Genomic DNA, 15,153 nt, shown 5'->3' with positions numbered 1-15,153 from the left:
GGCGGCGCCTCCGGTGGCGCAAGCCGAGGCGGCAGCGCCCCTTCCGGCGGCTTCTCCCGCGATCTCGACGACGACATCCCGTTCTGAGAACAGGCCGGATCAGATGAAAAATGGGGGCCTCGGCCCCCATAATCATTTGCGGTCAATGCTGGTCTGCAAGTCGCCCGCCCGAAGGAAATTCGGCAATTGGCGAATTGCCTTCCGGGCCTGTCAGCCAGCGAAGGCGGACTTCACGCCATCGACGACAAACTGGACCGAAAGCGCGGCCAGCAGCACGCCCAGCAGACGCGTGAGCAGCGCGCGGCCAGTCACTCCGAGGAACTTGTTCAGCCTTTCTGCGAGGTAGAGCGATACCAAGACGAGGCCGAGGACCACGGCGATGACGGCAATCAGCTGCAGCTTTCCGATCCATCCGTCCATCGTACCCGAGATCAGTACGGTGGCCGATATGGCGCCGGGGCCGGCGATCAGCGGGATGGCGAGCGGGAAGACGGCGAGGTTGTGGATGTGATCCTTGGTGATCGCATCGCCTGTCGTCTTTTCCTTCCGCTCGTTGCGCTTCTCGAAGATCATCTCGAAGGCAATGGCAAACAGCATCAAGCCGCCGGCGATGCGGAAGGCGCCCATGGAAATGCCGAGCGCGCCGAGAATGGTGGCGCCGAACAGCGCAAAGACGGTCAGGATGGCGAAACCCATCACGGAGCCGCGAATGGCAACCTGCTGGCGCTGCTCGCGCGTCATGCCTTGGGTGAGGCCGAGGAAGAGCGGGGCCAGCCCCGGCGGATCGACGGTGACCAGCAGGGTCGTCAGCGCGCTGATCATCGTTTCTGTCATCGCCATGGTGTATCTTTCTCCTGTCCAGGCACGCATAAAGCCGAAGCCTTGGTGGCCTTGCAAGGCTGGCCCCCAAGATATTGACGAAAATGCCTTTCCCAGGCCGTAAAAGCCTGTTTATAACCGGCCTCGAAATTGGCGCGCGCGCGCGTGTTCCGCTATAGATTTCCCAGTGATTCCGAACAGAGATCGTGACCTGATTTGACTGAGCAAAGCACTCCCGGCGGCGGCAAGTTCCCGCAAGGCATCGAGCCTATTTCCATCATGGAGGAAATGCAGCGGTCCTATCTCGATTACGCGATGAGCGTGATCGTGAGCCGCGCACTTCCCGATGTGCGTGACGGGCTCAAGCCCGTGCACCGCCGTATCCTTTACGGCATGAACGAGCTCGGCCTCGACTGGAACAAGAAATACGTCAAGAGCGCCCGCGTCACCGGTGACGTCATGGGTAAGTATCACCCGCATGGCGACTCCGCGATCTATGACGCGCTCGCCCGTATGGCGCAGCCATGGTCGCTGCGCATGCCGCTCATCGACGGCCAGGGCAATTTCGGCTCCGTTGACGGCGACCCGCCGGCAGCACAGCGTTACACGGAATGCCGCCTGCAGAAGGTCTCGCATGCGCTGCTCGACGACCTCGACAAGGAAACGGTCGACTTCCGCGACAACTATGACGGCACCATGTCGGAGCCGGTCGTCGTTCCTGCCAAGTTCCCGAACCTGCTGGTCAATGGTGCGGGCGGTATCGCGGTCGGCATGGCCACCAATATCCCGCCGCACAACCTGGTGGAGGTTCTCGACGGCTGCACGGCGCTGATCGACAATCCGGCGATCGAGCTGCCGGAACTGATGCAGATCATTCCGGGTCCCGACTTCCCGACCGGCTCCATGATCCTCGGCCGCTCGGGTATCCGGTCTGCCTATGAGACGGGTCGCGGTTCCGTGGTCCAGCGCGGCGTCGCCCGCGTCGAGCCCATGCGCGGCGACCGCGAGCAGATCATCATCACCGAGATCCCCTACCAGGTGAACAAGTCGACGATGATCGAGAAGATGGCCGAACTCGTGCGCGAAAAGCGCATCGAGGGCATCTCCGACCTGCGCGACGAATCCGACCGCGATGGCTACCGCGTCGTCATCGAGCTGAAGCGCGACGCCAATGCCGATGTCATCCTGAACCAGCTCTACCGTTACACGCCGCTGCAGACCTCCTTCGGCTGCAACATGGTGGCGCTGAACGGCGGCAAGCCGGAACAGCTGACCCTGCTCGACATGCTGCGCGCCTTCGTCAACTTCCGCGAGGAAGTCGTCAGCCGCCGCACCAAGTATCTGCTGCGCAAGGCACGTGACCGGGCCCATGTCTTGGTCGGTCTCGCGATCGCCGTCGCCAATATCGACGAAGTCATTGCGCTCATCCGCAAGGCGCCGGATCCGGCAACCGCCCGCGAACAGCTGATGACGCGCCGCTGGCCGGCCCATGATGTCGAATCGTTGATCCGCCTGATCGACGATCCGCGCCACCGGATCAACGAGGACCTCACCTACAACCTGTCGGAAGAGCAGGCACGCGCCATTCTCGAACTGCGTCTCGCTCGCCTGACGGCACTCGGACGCGACGAAATCGATGAAGAGCTGAACAAGATCGGCGCGGAGATTTCCGACTATCTCGACATCCTCTCGTCGCGCGTTCGCATCCAGCAGATCATCAAGGATGAATTCACCGCTATCCGCGACGAATTCGGCACGCCGCGCCGCACCCAGATCGTCGATGGCGGTCCCGATATGGACGACGAGGATCTGATCGCCCGGGAAGAGATGGTGGTCACCGTTTCGCATGCCGGCTACATCAAGCGCGTACCGCTGACGACCTACAGAGCCCAGCGCCGTGGCGGCAAGGGTCGCTCCGGCATGGCGATGAAGGACGAGGATTTCGCGACCCGCCTGTTCGTCGCCAACACTCACACGCCGGTTCTGTTCTTCTCCTCGCGCGGCATCGTCTACAAGGAAAAGGTCTGGCGTCTGCCGATCGGTACGCCAACCTCGCGCGGCAAGGCGATGATCAACATGTTCCCGCTGGAGCCCGGCGAGCGTATCACCTCGATCATGCCGCTGCCTGAGGACGAGGCAAGCTGGGGCAATCTCGACGTCATGTTCTCGACGACCCGTGGCACGGTTCGCCGCAACAAGCTGTCCGACTTCATCCAGGTCAATCGCAACGGCAAGATCGCTATGAAGCTCGAGGAAGAGGGCGACCAGATCCTCGGCGTCGAGACCTGCACCGAACATGATGACGTGCTGCTGACGACGGCCCTTGGCCAGGCGATCCGCTTCCCTGTCGACGAAGTGCGCGTCTTTGCCGGCCGCAACTCGATTGGTGTCCGTGGTCTGACCTTGGCCGATGGCGACCGGCTCATTTCGATGACCATTCTTGCGCATGTCGATGCCGAACCGTGGCAGCGTGCGGCCTATCTCAAGCGTTCGGCAGCCGAGCGCCGGGCCATGGGCGTCGACGAAGACGATATCGCCCTGGTCGGCGAAGAAGTCGGCGCCGAAGGCGAGTTGTCGGAAGAGCGCTATCAGGAGCTCAAGGCCCGCGAGCAGTTCGTGCTCACGGTCTCCGAGAAGGGCTATGGCAAGCGCTCTTCGTCCTACGATTTCCGTACCTCCGGACGCGGCGGCAAGGGCATCCGTGCTACCGACACGTCTAAGACGGCGGAAATCGGCGAGCTGGTTGCGGCCTTCCCGGTCGAGGAAACAGACCAGTTGATGCTCGTCTCGGATGGCGGCCAGCTGATCCGCGTACCGGTCAACGGTATCCGCATCGCCAGCCGTGCGACCAAGGGCGTGACGATCTTCTCGACCGCGAAGGATGAGAAGGTTGTTTCGGTCGAGCGCATCACTGAACCGGAAGCGGATGACGAAGTGATTGAGGCTTCGGAAGGCGTCGATGGCGAGGGCACTGCTGCTCCGGTCGAAGACGCAGGCGGCGAGGCCCCTACGGAATGACATCTGGCCGGCCCTCAAGGGCCGGTTTCTCCATTCATCAATCGACAAACAAAAAGCCCGCCGGATTGTGATCCGAGCGGGCTTTTTGCTGGAGGTCTGCATCAAGTTTGACGCGGTCTTGTTTTTGGGCCGGTGTGTGGATCCACCGACTGTGACCGCTTGGGATCGGTCTCAGAAGGCCTTGCGGCGCTCCATCATGGCCCGGAAATCGTCGTTTTCGCGCTTCAAGGCCGTGAGCGCCGAGGCGACCGAGGCGACGAACATGCCGCTGATCAGAGCAGCCAGAACAGACAGGGTGATAAACATGTCATTCCTTTCTTTCTCAGCGTGTCGTTGCGTTTCTAGCGGCGAAAACTCGTATCCGATTAGTGGCCGAAGCTATGGTAACGGGCCGTCATCGGGGGGCCGTAGAATGCAGCGTCACTGCTATCCTTGATGTAAAAGGTTGCAGAGGTGGCAACCATGGCAGTCATCATCATCATCCATACGAGGTTGATCAGGGTAACTTTGTCATGCATTGCTTTAGTCCTTTGAATGCCGGCATTCGCTGCCGTAAAATGCTTGCGTGCGGAAATAGTTCCCGCACAGTGTAGGAAGACGTTTAGCGCGATGCGCCTGAAGTCCTCTTGAACGTGTCGTTCATCTCCCGTTCATCTTCGCAGTCCAGTGGCGACAGCTCCATCCAGTCCCGCGCGACCATCAGCCCAAGCTCGATGAGCAGAGACGCGGCGATGGCGGAAGCGATCAGAAGAGCGAGCATTGGAACGTCCTTGAACTGTCTCGGTTTGGTTGACGATTCGAACTTAGTTCTCTCGGCCTGAAGCACGCTTGAATGGCGCGTTCATCTGCGGTTCAGCGGTCTGAGCCGGAGCAGCATTTCGGAAATGCGTGACAAAGACGCGCGCTCAGAGTGCTTGCGATCAGCCGCCTTCCGTGACAAAAGGCGAGCGAAACCAACCGACAGGTTCTCATGGCGAGTGCATTTTATCCTGGCTCTTTCGATCCGATGACCAACGGCCACCTGGACGTAATCGTTCAGGCGCTGAACATCAGCGATCGCCTGGTGGTCGCAATCGGAACGCATCCGGGAAAGACGCCGCTGTTTACCTACGAAGAGCGTGCCGATCTGATCCGTGCGTCGCTTGTTGCAGTTCTGCCGGACAGGGCAGGGGACCTTGAGGTCGTGTCCTTCGCCGACCTCGCCGTCGATGCCGCCCGCAGGCATGGCGCCCGGATCATGGTGCGCGGTCTGCGCGACGGAACCGATTTTGACTACGAGATGCAGCTTGCCGGCATGAATGCCACCCTGGCGCCGGATCTGCAGACCGTCTTCCTGCCGGCGGCAACCGCCTCGCGGCCCATAACCGCCACATTGGTTCGCCAGATCGCCGCCATGGGTGGCGATGTCGGCTCCTTCGTGCCGGCCCCGGTGCTGGCTGCCCTCAATTCCAGATACGGCCGCTGAGCCGCAATTTTCAGAACGGGAGTGATCATGAAGCTCGTCCAACTCGCAACCGCATTCCTTCTGGCTGTAGCCGGTTTCGGCTCCGCCCAGGCCCAGTCCAACGAAGACTTCCTGACCATCCAGCTGAAGGACGGTCCGGTCGTGATCCAGCTGATGCCGGACGTGGCACCGAAGCACGTTGCGCAGATCAAGGATCTCGCCGCCAAGGGCGAATATGAAAATGTCGCCTTCCACCGCGTGATCGAAGGCTTCATGGCCCAGACCGGCGACGTGCAGTTCGGCGACATGGAAAACGGCTTCGAGCCGGGTCGTGCCGGTACCGGCGGCTCCAGCCTGCCCGACATCGAGGCTGAATTCTCGAGTGTGCCCTTCGAGCGCGGCACCGTCGGCATGGCGCGCAGCCAGGACCCGAACTCTGCCAATTCGCAGTTCTTCATCATGTTCGCCGAAGGCGGCTTCCTGAACGGCCAGTACACGGTCGTCGGCAAGGTCGTGTCCGGCATGGAATATGTCGACAAGATCAAGCGCGGCGAAGGCGGCAACGGCGAAGTCACCGACCCAGACCGCATGGTCAAGGTCACCGTCGGTCGCAACTGATATCAAAAGGGCGCTACGCCCCAATCCAAGGAGAAACACCATGGCCGAGATCAAGGATCCGGAAAACACCATCCTGATGGAAACCACCAAGGGCAAGGTCGTCATCGCGCTCTTCCCGGATCTGGCCCCCGGCCATGTCGCCCGCATCAAGGAACTGTCGCGCGAAGGCGCCTATAACGGCGTTGTCTTCCACCGCGTCATCCCCGACTTCATGGCCCAGACCGGCGACGTGAAGTTCGGCAAGAAGGGCGGATCCGACTTCAACCCCGGCCGTGCCGGCATGGGCGGCTCCGACAAGCCGGACCTGAAGGCTGAATTCTCGGCCACCCCGCATGTGCGCGGCACCTGCTCCATGGCGCGCTCGCAGAGCCCGAACTCGGCCAACTCCCAGTTCTTCGTCTGCTTCACCGACGCACCGTGGCTGAACAAGCAGTACTCCGTCTGGGGCCAGGTCATCGAAGGCATGGACATCATCGACCAGATCAAGAAGGGCGAGCCTGTCAGCGATCCCGATTCGATAGTCTCGATGAAGGTTGCCGCCGACGCCTGATCGGCTTAAAGCCACACGAAGCCCGCCTCGGTGCCTGGCACCCGGGCGGGTTTTCGCGTTTAGATCTTCCACCCACATTCTGACAGACAGCGATGCGTGTAGACCTCTTCGACTTCGATCTTCCGGACGACAATATTGCGCTCAGGCCCGCAAGCCCGCGCGACCATGCCCGCTTCCTGGTGGTACGGCCGAATGCCACGCAGGTGCTCGAAGACCACCATGTTTACGACCTGCCGTCGTTCCTGAGACCTGGCGATGCGCTTGTGTTCAACGACACAAAGGTTATCCCGGCCCAACTCGAAGGCATCCGCCATCGTGACGGCGCGGAAGAGATCGCCGTCTCCTGCACGCTGCATATGCGGGTTGGTGCCTCCAGATGGAAGGCTTTTGCCAAGCCCGGCAAACGCATCAAGCAGGGTGATCGCATCGATTTTGGTCTAGGGCAGGGCGAGGGCGCCGCCTGCCTCACGGGTTCCCTCGTCGCGACCGTCGCCGAGAAGGGCGAAGCCGGTGAGATCGACCTCGCCTTCGACCTCTCGGGCCCCGACCTCGATCAGGCGATCGCCACCGTCGGCCACATTCCGCTTCCGCCCTATATCGCCGCCAAGCGGCCGGAGGACGAAAAGGATCGTGCCGACTACCAGACCATTTATGCCCGCGAGGAGGGTGCGGTTGCGGCCCCGACCGCCGGCCTGCATTTTACACCCGACCTCTTCGCCAAACTCGATGCCGCTGGCGTAGAGCGCCATTTCGTCACGCTGCATGTCGGCGCCGGCACTTTCCTGCCCGTCAAGGCTGATGATACCGCCGAGCACAAGATGCACGAGGAGATCGGCTATATCTCGCCGTCGACGGCCGCCGCGCTCAATGCCGTGCGTGCCCGTGGCAACCGCATCATCGCCGTCGGCACCACCTCGCTGCGGCTGCTTGAAAGTGCTGCGCTTGACGATGGCACCATCCCCGCCTGGTCGGGTGCGACCGGCATCTTCATCAAACCCGGCTACCGCTTCAAGGCGGTGGACATGCTGATGACCAATTTCCATCTGCCCAAATCCACGCTCTTCATGCTGGTCTCCGCCTTTGCCGGCCTCGACACGATGCGGGACGCTTATGCCCACGCCATCGAGACCGGCTACCGCTTCTATTCCTACGGCGATTCCAGCCTGCTCTTCCGGAAAGACGACTGACCGATGTCCGAGAATTTCACGTTTAATCTGAAGGCCACCAGCGGCAAGGCCCGTCTCGGCGAGATCACCATGCCACGTGGCACGATCCGCACGCCGGCCTTCATGCCCGTCGGCACCGTCGGTACGGTCAAGGCCATGTATCTCGACCAGGTCAAGGAAGGCGGTGCCGATATCATTCTCGGCAATACCTATCACCTGATGCTGCGCCCAGGCCCCGAACGCGTCGCCCGCCTTGGTGGCCTGCATGAGCTGATCCGCTGGCCCGGCCCGATCCTGACCGACTCAGGCGGCTTCCAGGTCATGTCGCTGTCAGGCCTGCGCAAGCTCGATGAGCAGGGCGTGACCTTCAAGAGCCATGTCGACGGTAGCTTGCACCATATGTCGCCCGAACGCTCGATCGAGATCCAGGGCCTGCTCGACAGTGACATCCAGATGCAGCTCGACGAATGCGTGGCACTGCCCAACGAGCCGCGCGAGATCGAACGCGCGATGGAATTGTCGCTCCGCTGGGCCGAACGTTGCCGCGTCGCCTTCGGCAACCAGCCGGGCAAGGCCATGTTCGGCATCGTTCAGGGCGGCGACCAGCCGGCGCTTCGCATCCGCTCGGCAGAAGGCCTGAAGCAGCTCGATCTGAAGGGTTACTCCATCGGCGGTCTTGCCGTCGGCGAACCCCAGGCCGTCATGCTCGACATGCTGCGCATCACGCTTCCGGTGCTGCCGACAGAGAAGCCGCGTTACCTGATGGGGGTCGGAACGCCCGACGATATGCTGAAATCCGTCGCCGAAGGCATCGACATGTTCGACTGCGTGATGCCGACCCGCTCTGGTCGCCATGGCCTCGCCTTCACTCGTCGCGGCAAGGTCAACATCCGCAATGCCCGACATGCCGAAGACATGCGCCCGCTGGACGAGCAGTCGTCCTGCCCTGCGACCCGCGACTACTCGCGCGCCTATCTGCATCACCTCGTGCGCTCCAACGAAGCGCTCGGCGGCATGCTGCTCTCGTGGAACAACCTCAGCTACTATCAGGAACTGATGCAAGGCATCCGCCAGGCGATCGCGGAAGACCGCTTCGAGGATTTCAAGGCCGAAACGATCGAGATGTGGGCACGCGGCGATATCGACCCGGTCTGATCAAGGTCAGGGCAGGGCGGTCATGCCGCCCACCCATCTTTCAGATCAGATGCCCTGACTGTTGGTTTCGCGTTTGATGCGGACACCGTTGATGGCGAACTGCCCATCGCGCTGCCGCTTCAGCTCGTAATAGACGGCCCAGTCCTTTCCGTCAGGCGCCGAGATCAACACTTCCTGATAGGCGACCGTACCGTCGGGTGAGACCTGGTTACGGCCGAAGGCGTAGTTGCCCGGTCTGTAGACGGGGCCGTAGCTCTTCTTCACCATATCGAAGAAGCGCTCGGCATTGGGGAACACCGACTTGATCTCCGGCGAGGCGAAGGAATAGGCGGTCGTTGCATCGTCATTGAGGAAGGCCGCGATCTGCTGCTCGATCACGTCCTTGGCGAGACCCGCGGCCTCGGTCTTAGCATCCTGCTGGGCAATGACCGGGGCAGCGAGCAGGCCGGCCATGAGAAATAGGGCAACTCCAATCCGCATGCGCATCATCATCCCCTTGTTTCAGGAAGTCCGAAATAAAAGGATAGGCCGATTCGTGACAATGGGAAGTCCGTTCAAGCGGATGTGAGCGGGGCATGCTCACATCCGCCGCTCAGCGGTACCAAAGTGTCGGCAGCCAGAGTGTCAGATCGGAAAACACCGTGATCAGCATCAAGACGGCGAAGAGAGGGATCAGAAACGGTGCGGTCGCTTTCACCGTTTTCTCGATCGACAGGTTGGAGACCCTGGCCAACACGAACAGAACCATGCCGATTGGCGGCGTGATCAGGCCAATCATCAGGTTGAGGACCATCACCACACCGAACTGAACCGGGTCGATCCCGACATGCAGGACGGCCGGCATCAGGATCGGAACAAGGATGGAGATGGCTGCGATCGTCTCCATGAAGCAGCCCACGATCAGAATGATCACATTGATGATCAAAAGCAGCATGATCGGGTCATCGGTGATCGTCAGAAGCAGTGCCGTGAACTGTGCCGTGACCTGGGTTAGCGTCAACACCCAGCCGAACAGCGAGGCTGCCGCGACGATGACCAGGACAGACGCGGTCGTTTCGATCGTCTGGATCGAAATCTGGTAGAAGCGCTTCACCGACAGGGTCCGGTAGACGACAAAGCCGAGGATGAGCGCCCAGGCACAGGCCGCAATCGCAGCCTCCGTCGGAGTGAAGGCCCCTGTGGCAATCCCGCCGATGATGATTGCCGGGGTGAGCAGCGCGGGTACGGCGTTAATGAAGCTCGTTGCCAGCACGCGCAAACGAAAGGCCTGATCTGCGCCGATCTTGTGCCGCCACGAATACCAGGTGATGTAGAGCATCAGCGAAGCGGCCATGAGCAGCCCCGGAATGAAGCCCGCGGCGAAGAGCTGTCCGATGGACACGTTGGCCATCACCCCGAAAATCACCATCGGCAGGGACGGGGGGATGATCGGTCCAATTGTCGACGATGCGGCAGTCACACCGACGGCGAGATGGTCATTGTATCCGCGGTCGCGCATGGCCTTCACTTCGATGGTCCCGAGCCCGCCCGCATCCGCGACCGCAGCCCCGGACATGCCGGCAAAGATCACCGATGCAATCACGTTGACATGGCCGAGTCCGCCCTTCAGCCAGCCGACGGCCGCCGTGGCAAAGTCGAAGATCCGGTTGGTGATCCCGGCGGAGTTCATCAGATTTCCCGCCAGGATGAAGAAGGGCACGGCAATCAGCGGAAAGCTGTCGACACCCCCCACCATCCGGTGCAGCACGACGAAGTCCGGAAGATTGCCAATGAAATGCGTATAGGCCAAGGAGGCTCCGCCGAGTGCGACAAAGACCGGGACGCTGATCAGGAGCAGGACGAAGAAGACGACAAGAAGAAGGACCATAGCCAGACCTCAATCGAACATCTGCGAGGGATCCGACACGGGATCCCAGCGACGCTTGGCATTGGAGATGAAGGCCTGAACAGCCCTCCAGAGGATCAGCAGGCAGCCGACGAATACGCCGCCATAGACCACACTCATCGACACATCGATCACGGTCATCCGCTGGATCATCATGCGCTGAGTCAGGTTCCAGGCGAACCAGACGAGCAGGATCACGAAGCCGAGCGTGATGACATCCGCGATGCAACGCATGATCCTTGCCTGCGGACGGGGAAGCATGTCGACGATCACCTCGACGGCGATATTGGTTCGTCGCCTGAAGACGATGGCGGCGCCAAAGAAGGTCACCCAGATCAGCAGATAGCGCCCGATTTCTTCCGTCCAGGCAACGGAATCATTCAGGACGTAGCGGCTGAAGAATTGCAGAAAGGTGACGCCGCCGAGAAGCCAGAACAGGCAGAAAGCCAGGACATCATCGACGCGAAATACGATGGGCGGATCGGCCTCGTCTTCCACATGCAGCATGGTGGCTGCGTTCACAGGCTCGTCAATCGGCTCGTGTGTCATGCGCCTTGCTCCGCGCTGGCTGGCCACTGAAGCGGCTGCGGCGCCGGGCGCCACAGCCAGAGATCTTGAACGCGCGAAGTGTCAGAGCGCCTGCAAGGCGTCGTATTGCTCCTTAGACCAGCCGGCGCCGGACTCCGGATCGTTGTGCAGAGGCACAGCCGCATCGATGAATGGTTGGCGATCCACCTCGACAACCGTCTTTCCGAGGCCCCGGAACTCGTCGGCAAGACGGCCTTCTGCGGCACGGATCTCATCCGTTGCGCGGGTGGCGGCCTCTTTCAGGACCTCATCCATGACAACCTTCTGCTCATCGGACAACTGCCCCATGACATGGCCACCGACGATGGTCAGGAGCGATTCCGTGATATGGCCGCTGAGCATGATATGGCTCTGTACCTCGTAGAACTTCTTGGCCATGATCGTCGGCAAAGGGTTCTCCTGGCCATCGACCGTGCCCTGCTGCAGGGCGAGATAGACTTCGGCAAAGGCGATCGGGGTGGCATTCGCACCGACAGACTTGGTGAACATCAGGAAGAGCGGAGCGGGCGGGACGCGAAGCTTCATGCCCTTCATGTCATCGGGCTTGGTCACCTCCCGGTTCGCAGTCAGATGCCGCTGGCCGTAGTAAGTCAGCGCATGGACCTTGTGGCCGGTCGCAGAGTCGTAGCCACCCGCAATATCCTTGAAGAGGTCGCTGTCGCGGTAGGCTTTCCAGTGATCGAAGTCCCTGAGGATGAACGGCGCATTCGAAATCGCGATGGGCTTGTGGATGGCGCCGGCGAAGGCAACGCCGGTGTAGATGATGTCGACGGTACCGAGCCCCAGTCCCTCGTTGATCTGGTTCTCATTGCCGAGTTGCGAGGCCGGAAAGACGGAGATCGAGATCTCGCCATTGGTCCGCTTCTTGATTTCCTCGGCCGCCCACATGGCTTGCGTGTGATAGGGCTCGCCGGTCTCGTACACATGCGCCCATTTGAACTCCATGGCCGCCTGTGCCGGTGCTGCGAAAATGCCTGCCAATGACAGTGTGGCGAGCGCCAGGGTGGCGCCTCTGCGGGTCAGTTTCATGATCAGTCCTCCCAATGCCGGGGATCCCGGCCGTTCCTCCGAATGATCGTCCAGCCGCGCAAGACAGCATGCCCGCCTTCCGCCGACGTGTCGCATGCCTCCACATGCGCCGTCGCTCTGTCCGAGGCTGAAACGCGACCTCCATCACGCCAACCTGTCATACAGGTAATTTCAGATAAGCCGATGGTCAACAGACAACTTTGAGCGAACTCAAATTTGCGCGGCCGGGCGCTTTAAACAGCCATGACGTGCATATTGCCCTTGTATTCTTGCCGCCTTTGTCGTTGGCTTCGGACAAAAGCATCATCTCGGGGTTCACCGCGTGCCTCGAGACATGAGATCAGGAGGAAGCCGCGTGCTCGACGAATTGCTCGACCAGATGACCCTCGAGGAGCAGGTTGCGCTGCTGGCGGGGGCAGATTTCTGGACCACGGTTGCGGTTGAACGCCTCGGCGTTCCCAAGATCAAGGTGACCGACGGGCCGAACGGCGCACGCGGTGGTGGATCGCTGGTCGGCGGCGTCAAATCGGCCTGCTTCCCCGCAGCCATCGGCATCGGCGCCAGCTGGAACCCCGAGCTGGTGCGCGAAATGGGCGTGGCACTGGCTGAAGAGGCGAAGACAAAGAGTGCGCGGGTCCTTCTCGCGCCGACCGTCAACATCCACCGCTCTGGCCTCAACGGCCGCAACTTCGAATGCTATTCGGAGGACCCGATGCTGACCTCGGCGCTGGCGGTCGCCTATATCGAGGGTGTGCAGTCGCAGGGCATCGCTGCCACGATCAAGCATTTCGTCGCCAATGAAAGCGAGGTCGAGCGGCAGACCATGTCGTCGGATCTCGACGAGCGCACCCTGCGCGAGATCTACCTTCCGCCCTTCGAGGCGGCCGTGAAAAAGGCTGGCGTCTGGGCGATCATGTCCTCCTACAACCGGTTGAACGGTGCCTGGACCAGCGAAAATCACTGGCTGCTGACCGAACTGCTGCGCGCGGAATGGGGCTATGACGGAATCGTCATGTCCGACTGGTTCGGCTCGCATACGACAGAAGCCTCTGTGATTGGTGGGCTCGATCTCGAAATGCCCGGTCCGACGCGCGATCGTGGCGAGAAGCTGGTCGCAGCCGTCCGCGAAGGCAGGGTGCCGGCCGAAACCGTCAAGGCTGCCGCACGCCGCATGCTGTTGCTGCTCGAGCGAGTCGGAGCATTCGAAGACCCGAAGATGGAAGAAGAGAAGGCCGTCGATCGCCCCGAACACCGTGCGCTCATCCGCAAACTTGGCGCCGAGGGCATGGTTCTCTTGAAGAATGATGGCATCTTGCCGCTCGACAAATCTGCCCTCGACCGTATCGCGGTGCTCGGCCCCAACGCCGCCGAACCGCGCGTCATGGGCGGCGGCAGCGCCCAGATCAACGCGCATTACAAGGTGAGCCCGCTCGAGGGCATTCGCACAGCGTTGTCGGGTACCAATCGGGTTATGCATTTGAAGGCTTGCCGCAACAATCGCCTGACGCAGATGATCGGGGGCGAGGTATTCGTCGACTTCTTCCATGGCCGTGACTGGTCCGGCCCGGTCGTGCAGCGCTCCACGGCCGAGGAAACCCAGTTCTTCTGGCTCGACATGCCGGATGCTTCCCTCGACCCCCGGAATTTCTCGGCGCGCATCACCACGCGCTTCCGCCCCGAGGAGACAGGCAACCATATCTTCGGCCTGACCAATGCGGGCTTCGCCAAGCTCTATGTCGACGGCGAACTTGTCGTGGATGGCGAGACCGGCTGGGCGAAAGGCGACAATTTCTTCGGCCTCGGGAATACCGAAGTGAGGGTCGAAAAGCCGCTCGAAGCCGGACGCACCTATGAGATCCGCGTCGATTACCGCGCCATGCCCGAGGGTTATGAGGGCATCGAGATCCGTGCCGTGCGCTTCGGCGTGGAACTCCCGACGTCCGATGCGGCGATCGCCGAGGCCGTCGAGCAAGCCAAGGCCTGTGACCTCGCCATCCTACTTGTTGGCCGGGAAGGGGAGTGGGATACCGAAGGCCTCGACCTGCCCAACATGCGCCTGCCCGGACGGCAGGAGGAACTGATCGAGAAGGTCGCAGCCGTCAATCCGCGCACCGTTGTCGTCCTCCAGACCGGCGGCCCGGTGGAAATGCCATGGCTCGACAAGGTCTCGGCCGTCATCGAGGCCTGGTATCCGGGCCAGGAAGCGGGCAATGCGATTGCCGACGTGCTCTTTGGCGATGCCGAGCCTGGCGGGCGTCTGCCGCAGACCTTCCCGCAGCGTCTTTCCGACAATTCCACCATGACAGGTGATCCCAGAACGTATCCGGGCGAAAACGGCCATGTCGTCTACGCGGAAGGCCTCGCGGTCGGCTATCGCCACCATGATGCGGATGGCGCAAAGCCGCTCTTCCCATTCGGTTACGGCCTGTCCTACACGACATTTGCCTGGTCCGTGCCGCGTGCATCGAGCGTCGATATGGGGGCTGACGGCGTTGCTATCGAAATCGAAGTGACGAACACAGGCGACCGGGCAGGGGCCGAACTGGTGCAGCTCTACGTCAAGTCAAAGGCGTCGCGCCTGCGGCGTCCGGTAAAGGAACTGAAGGCCTTCGCCAAGCTGCATGTCATGGCCGGCGAGACTGCGACGGCAAGGCTTTCGCTCGCCGTCCGCGACCTCGCTTACTTCGATCCGCAAGCCCGCGCCTGGATTGCCGAAGCCGGCGAGTACGAGCTCGTCATTGCCGCCAATGCCGAGGATGTCCGCGCCACGCTGCCGCTGAAGTTGGTCAGCGAGTGGCGGGAAGTGGTATCGGCCCCGCCTCTGCCTGCGGTCGTCGACTGAAGCGATACGCGATGCGGCGGAGAGATCGAGCAGTCCGCC

At 61.6% G+C, this 15,153-nt stretch carries 15 protein-coding genes; 7 read left to right on the top strand and 8 right to left on the bottom strand.

Annotation, left to right across the window (positions count from 1 at the left end):
* Positions 1–210 precede the first annotated feature (210 nt).
* On the bottom strand, positions 211–840 hold the full coding sequence (locus tag IP85_RS02730) for a MarC family protein (RefSeq protein ID WP_054148128.1): 630 nt from the start codon (positions 838–840) through the stop codon (positions 211–213).
* 195 nt (positions 841–1,035) lie between these two features.
* Between IP85_RS02730 and gyrA the strand changes: the two genes are divergently transcribed.
* Positions 1,036–3,837, top strand: a complete 2,802-nt coding sequence (gene gyrA, locus IP85_RS02725) for a DNA gyrase subunit A (RefSeq protein ID WP_054148127.1) — start codon at positions 1,036–1,038, stop codon at positions 3,835–3,837.
* A gap of 171 nt (positions 3,838–4,008) precedes the next feature.
* Here the strand turns inward: gyrA and IP85_RS22615 are convergent, their stop codons facing one another.
* From IP85_RS22615 to IP85_RS22115, 3 genes are all read right to left on the bottom strand, one after another.
* Entirely contained in the window at positions 4,009–4,143 is a 135-nt protein-coding gene (locus IP85_RS22615; protein ID WP_256367283.1) for a hypothetical protein, read from the bottom strand.
* Positions 4,144–4,202: 59 nt separating this feature from the next.
* Entirely contained in the window at positions 4,203–4,355 is a 153-nt protein-coding gene (locus IP85_RS22120) for a hypothetical protein (protein WP_153762199.1), read from the bottom strand.
* A gap of 83 nt (positions 4,356–4,438) precedes the next feature.
* On the bottom strand, positions 4,439–4,597 hold the full coding sequence (locus tag IP85_RS22115; RefSeq protein WP_153762198.1) for a hypothetical protein: 159 nt from the start codon (positions 4,595–4,597) through the stop codon (positions 4,439–4,441).
* A gap of 210 nt (positions 4,598–4,807) precedes the next feature.
* Here IP85_RS22115 and coaD point away from each other — a divergent pair, with 210 nt between their 5' ends.
* The 5 genes from coaD to tgt all read left to right on the top strand — a co-directional run bounded on the left by coaD (position 4,808) and on the right by tgt (position 8,770).
* Positions 4,808–5,302, top strand: coding sequence for a pantetheine-phosphate adenylyltransferase (gene coaD / locus IP85_RS02720; RefSeq protein ID WP_054148126.1), 495 nt, complete (start codon positions 4,808–4,810; stop codon positions 5,300–5,302).
* 27 nt (positions 5,303–5,329) lie between these two features.
* The gene (locus IP85_RS02715; protein ID WP_054148125.1) at positions 5,330–5,899 is read left to right on the top strand and encodes a peptidylprolyl isomerase; all 570 of its coding nucleotides are present in this window, start codon (positions 5,330–5,332) and stop codon (positions 5,897–5,899) included.
* Between the two features lie 40 nt (positions 5,900–5,939).
* On the top strand, positions 5,940–6,449 hold the full coding sequence (locus tag IP85_RS02710) for a peptidylprolyl isomerase (RefSeq protein ID WP_054148124.1): 510 nt from the start codon (positions 5,940–5,942) through the stop codon (positions 6,447–6,449).
* A gap of 92 nt (positions 6,450–6,541) precedes the next feature.
* Positions 6,542–7,636 (top strand): tRNA preQ1(34) S-adenosylmethionine ribosyltransferase-isomerase QueA, encoded by a 1,095-nt coding sequence (queA, locus tag IP85_RS02705; protein ID WP_054148123.1) that lies wholly within the window; start codon positions 6,542–6,544, stop codon positions 7,634–7,636.
* A gap of 3 nt (positions 7,637–7,639) precedes the next feature.
* Complete coding sequence (gene tgt, locus IP85_RS02700; protein WP_006727702.1) at positions 7,640–8,770, top strand: tRNA guanosine(34) transglycosylase Tgt; 1,131 nt, start codon at positions 7,640–7,642, stop codon at positions 8,768–8,770.
* A gap of 45 nt (positions 8,771–8,815) precedes the next feature.
* On the opposite strand, the gene IP85_RS02695 is transcribed toward tgt, so the two are convergent.
* From IP85_RS02695 to IP85_RS02680, 4 genes are all read right to left on the bottom strand, one after another.
* Complete coding sequence (locus IP85_RS02695) at positions 8,816–9,250, bottom strand: DUF4864 domain-containing protein (protein ID WP_245280792.1); 435 nt, start codon at positions 9,248–9,250, stop codon at positions 8,816–8,818.
* 112 nt (positions 9,251–9,362) lie between these two features.
* Positions 9,363–10,637, bottom strand: a complete 1,275-nt coding sequence (locus tag IP85_RS02690; protein ID WP_082347560.1) for a TRAP transporter large permease — start codon at positions 10,635–10,637, stop codon at positions 9,363–9,365.
* Between the two features lie 9 nt (positions 10,638–10,646).
* Positions 10,647–11,204, bottom strand: a complete 558-nt coding sequence (locus tag IP85_RS02685; RefSeq protein WP_054148120.1) for a TRAP transporter small permease — start codon at positions 11,202–11,204, stop codon at positions 10,647–10,649.
* Positions 11,205–11,285: 81 nt separating this feature from the next.
* Entirely contained in the window at positions 11,286–12,272 is a 987-nt protein-coding gene (locus IP85_RS02680) for a sialic acid TRAP transporter substrate-binding protein SiaP (RefSeq protein WP_054148119.1), read from the bottom strand.
* A gap of 355 nt (positions 12,273–12,627) precedes the next feature.
* On the opposite strand from IP85_RS02680, the gene IP85_RS02675 reads away from it, so the two are divergent.
* The gene (locus IP85_RS02675) at positions 12,628–15,114 is read left to right on the top strand and encodes a glycoside hydrolase family 3 C-terminal domain-containing protein (RefSeq protein ID WP_054148118.1); all 2,487 of its coding nucleotides are present in this window, start codon (positions 12,628–12,630) and stop codon (positions 15,112–15,114) included.
* Positions 15,115–15,153 lie beyond the last annotated feature (39 nt).

It is taken from the genome of Rhizobium sp. AAP116 (genome assembly GCF_001295785.1).
Classification (GTDB): domain Bacteria; phylum Pseudomonadota; class Alphaproteobacteria; order Rhizobiales; family Rhizobiaceae; genus Allorhizobium.
This window is presented reverse-complemented; position numbering and strand designations above follow the sequence as displayed.

What these genes read in the sequence shown, in the direction of transcription:
- IP85_RS02680 (WP_054148119.1), bottom strand. Translation starts at nt 12,272, where the DNA reads ATGAAACTGACCCGCAGAGGCGCCACCCTGGCGCTCGCCACACTGTCA.
- IP85_RS02695 (WP_245280792.1), bottom strand. Translation starts at nt 9,250, where the DNA reads ATGCGGATTGGAGTTGCCCTATTTCTCATGGCCGGCCTGCTCGCTGCC.
- coaD (WP_054148126.1), top strand. Translation starts at nt 4,808, where the DNA reads ATGGCGAGTGCATTTTATCCTGGCTCTTTCGATCCGATGACCAACGGC.
- IP85_RS22120 (WP_153762199.1), bottom strand. Translation starts at nt 4,355, where the DNA reads ATGCATGACAAAGTTACCCTGATCAACCTCGTATGGATGATGATGATG.
- IP85_RS02710 (WP_054148124.1), top strand. Translation starts at nt 5,940, where the DNA reads ATGGCCGAGATCAAGGATCCGGAAAACACCATCCTGATGGAAACCACC.
- tgt (WP_006727702.1), top strand. Translation starts at nt 7,640, where the DNA reads ATGTCCGAGAATTTCACGTTTAATCTGAAGGCCACCAGCGGCAAGGCC.
- IP85_RS22115 (WP_153762198.1), bottom strand. Translation starts at nt 4,597, where the DNA reads ATGCTCGCTCTTCTGATCGCTTCCGCCATCGCCGCGTCTCTGCTCATC.
- queA (WP_054148123.1), top strand. Translation starts at nt 6,542, where the DNA reads ATGCGTGTAGACCTCTTCGACTTCGATCTTCCGGACGACAATATTGCG.
- IP85_RS02685 (WP_054148120.1), bottom strand. Translation starts at nt 11,204, where the DNA reads ATGACACACGAGCCGATTGACGAGCCTGTGAACGCAGCCACCATGCTG.
- IP85_RS02715 (WP_054148125.1), top strand. Translation starts at nt 5,330, where the DNA reads ATGAAGCTCGTCCAACTCGCAACCGCATTCCTTCTGGCTGTAGCCGGT.
- IP85_RS22615 (WP_256367283.1), bottom strand. Translation starts at nt 4,143, where the DNA reads ATGTTTATCACCCTGTCTGTTCTGGCTGCTCTGATCAGCGGCATGTTC.
- IP85_RS02730 (WP_054148128.1), bottom strand. Translation starts at nt 840, where the DNA reads ATGGCGATGACAGAAACGATGATCAGCGCGCTGACGACCCTGCTGGTC.
- IP85_RS02690 (WP_082347560.1), bottom strand. Translation starts at nt 10,637, where the DNA reads ATGGTCCTTCTTCTTGTCGTCTTCTTCGTCCTGCTCCTGATCAGCGTC.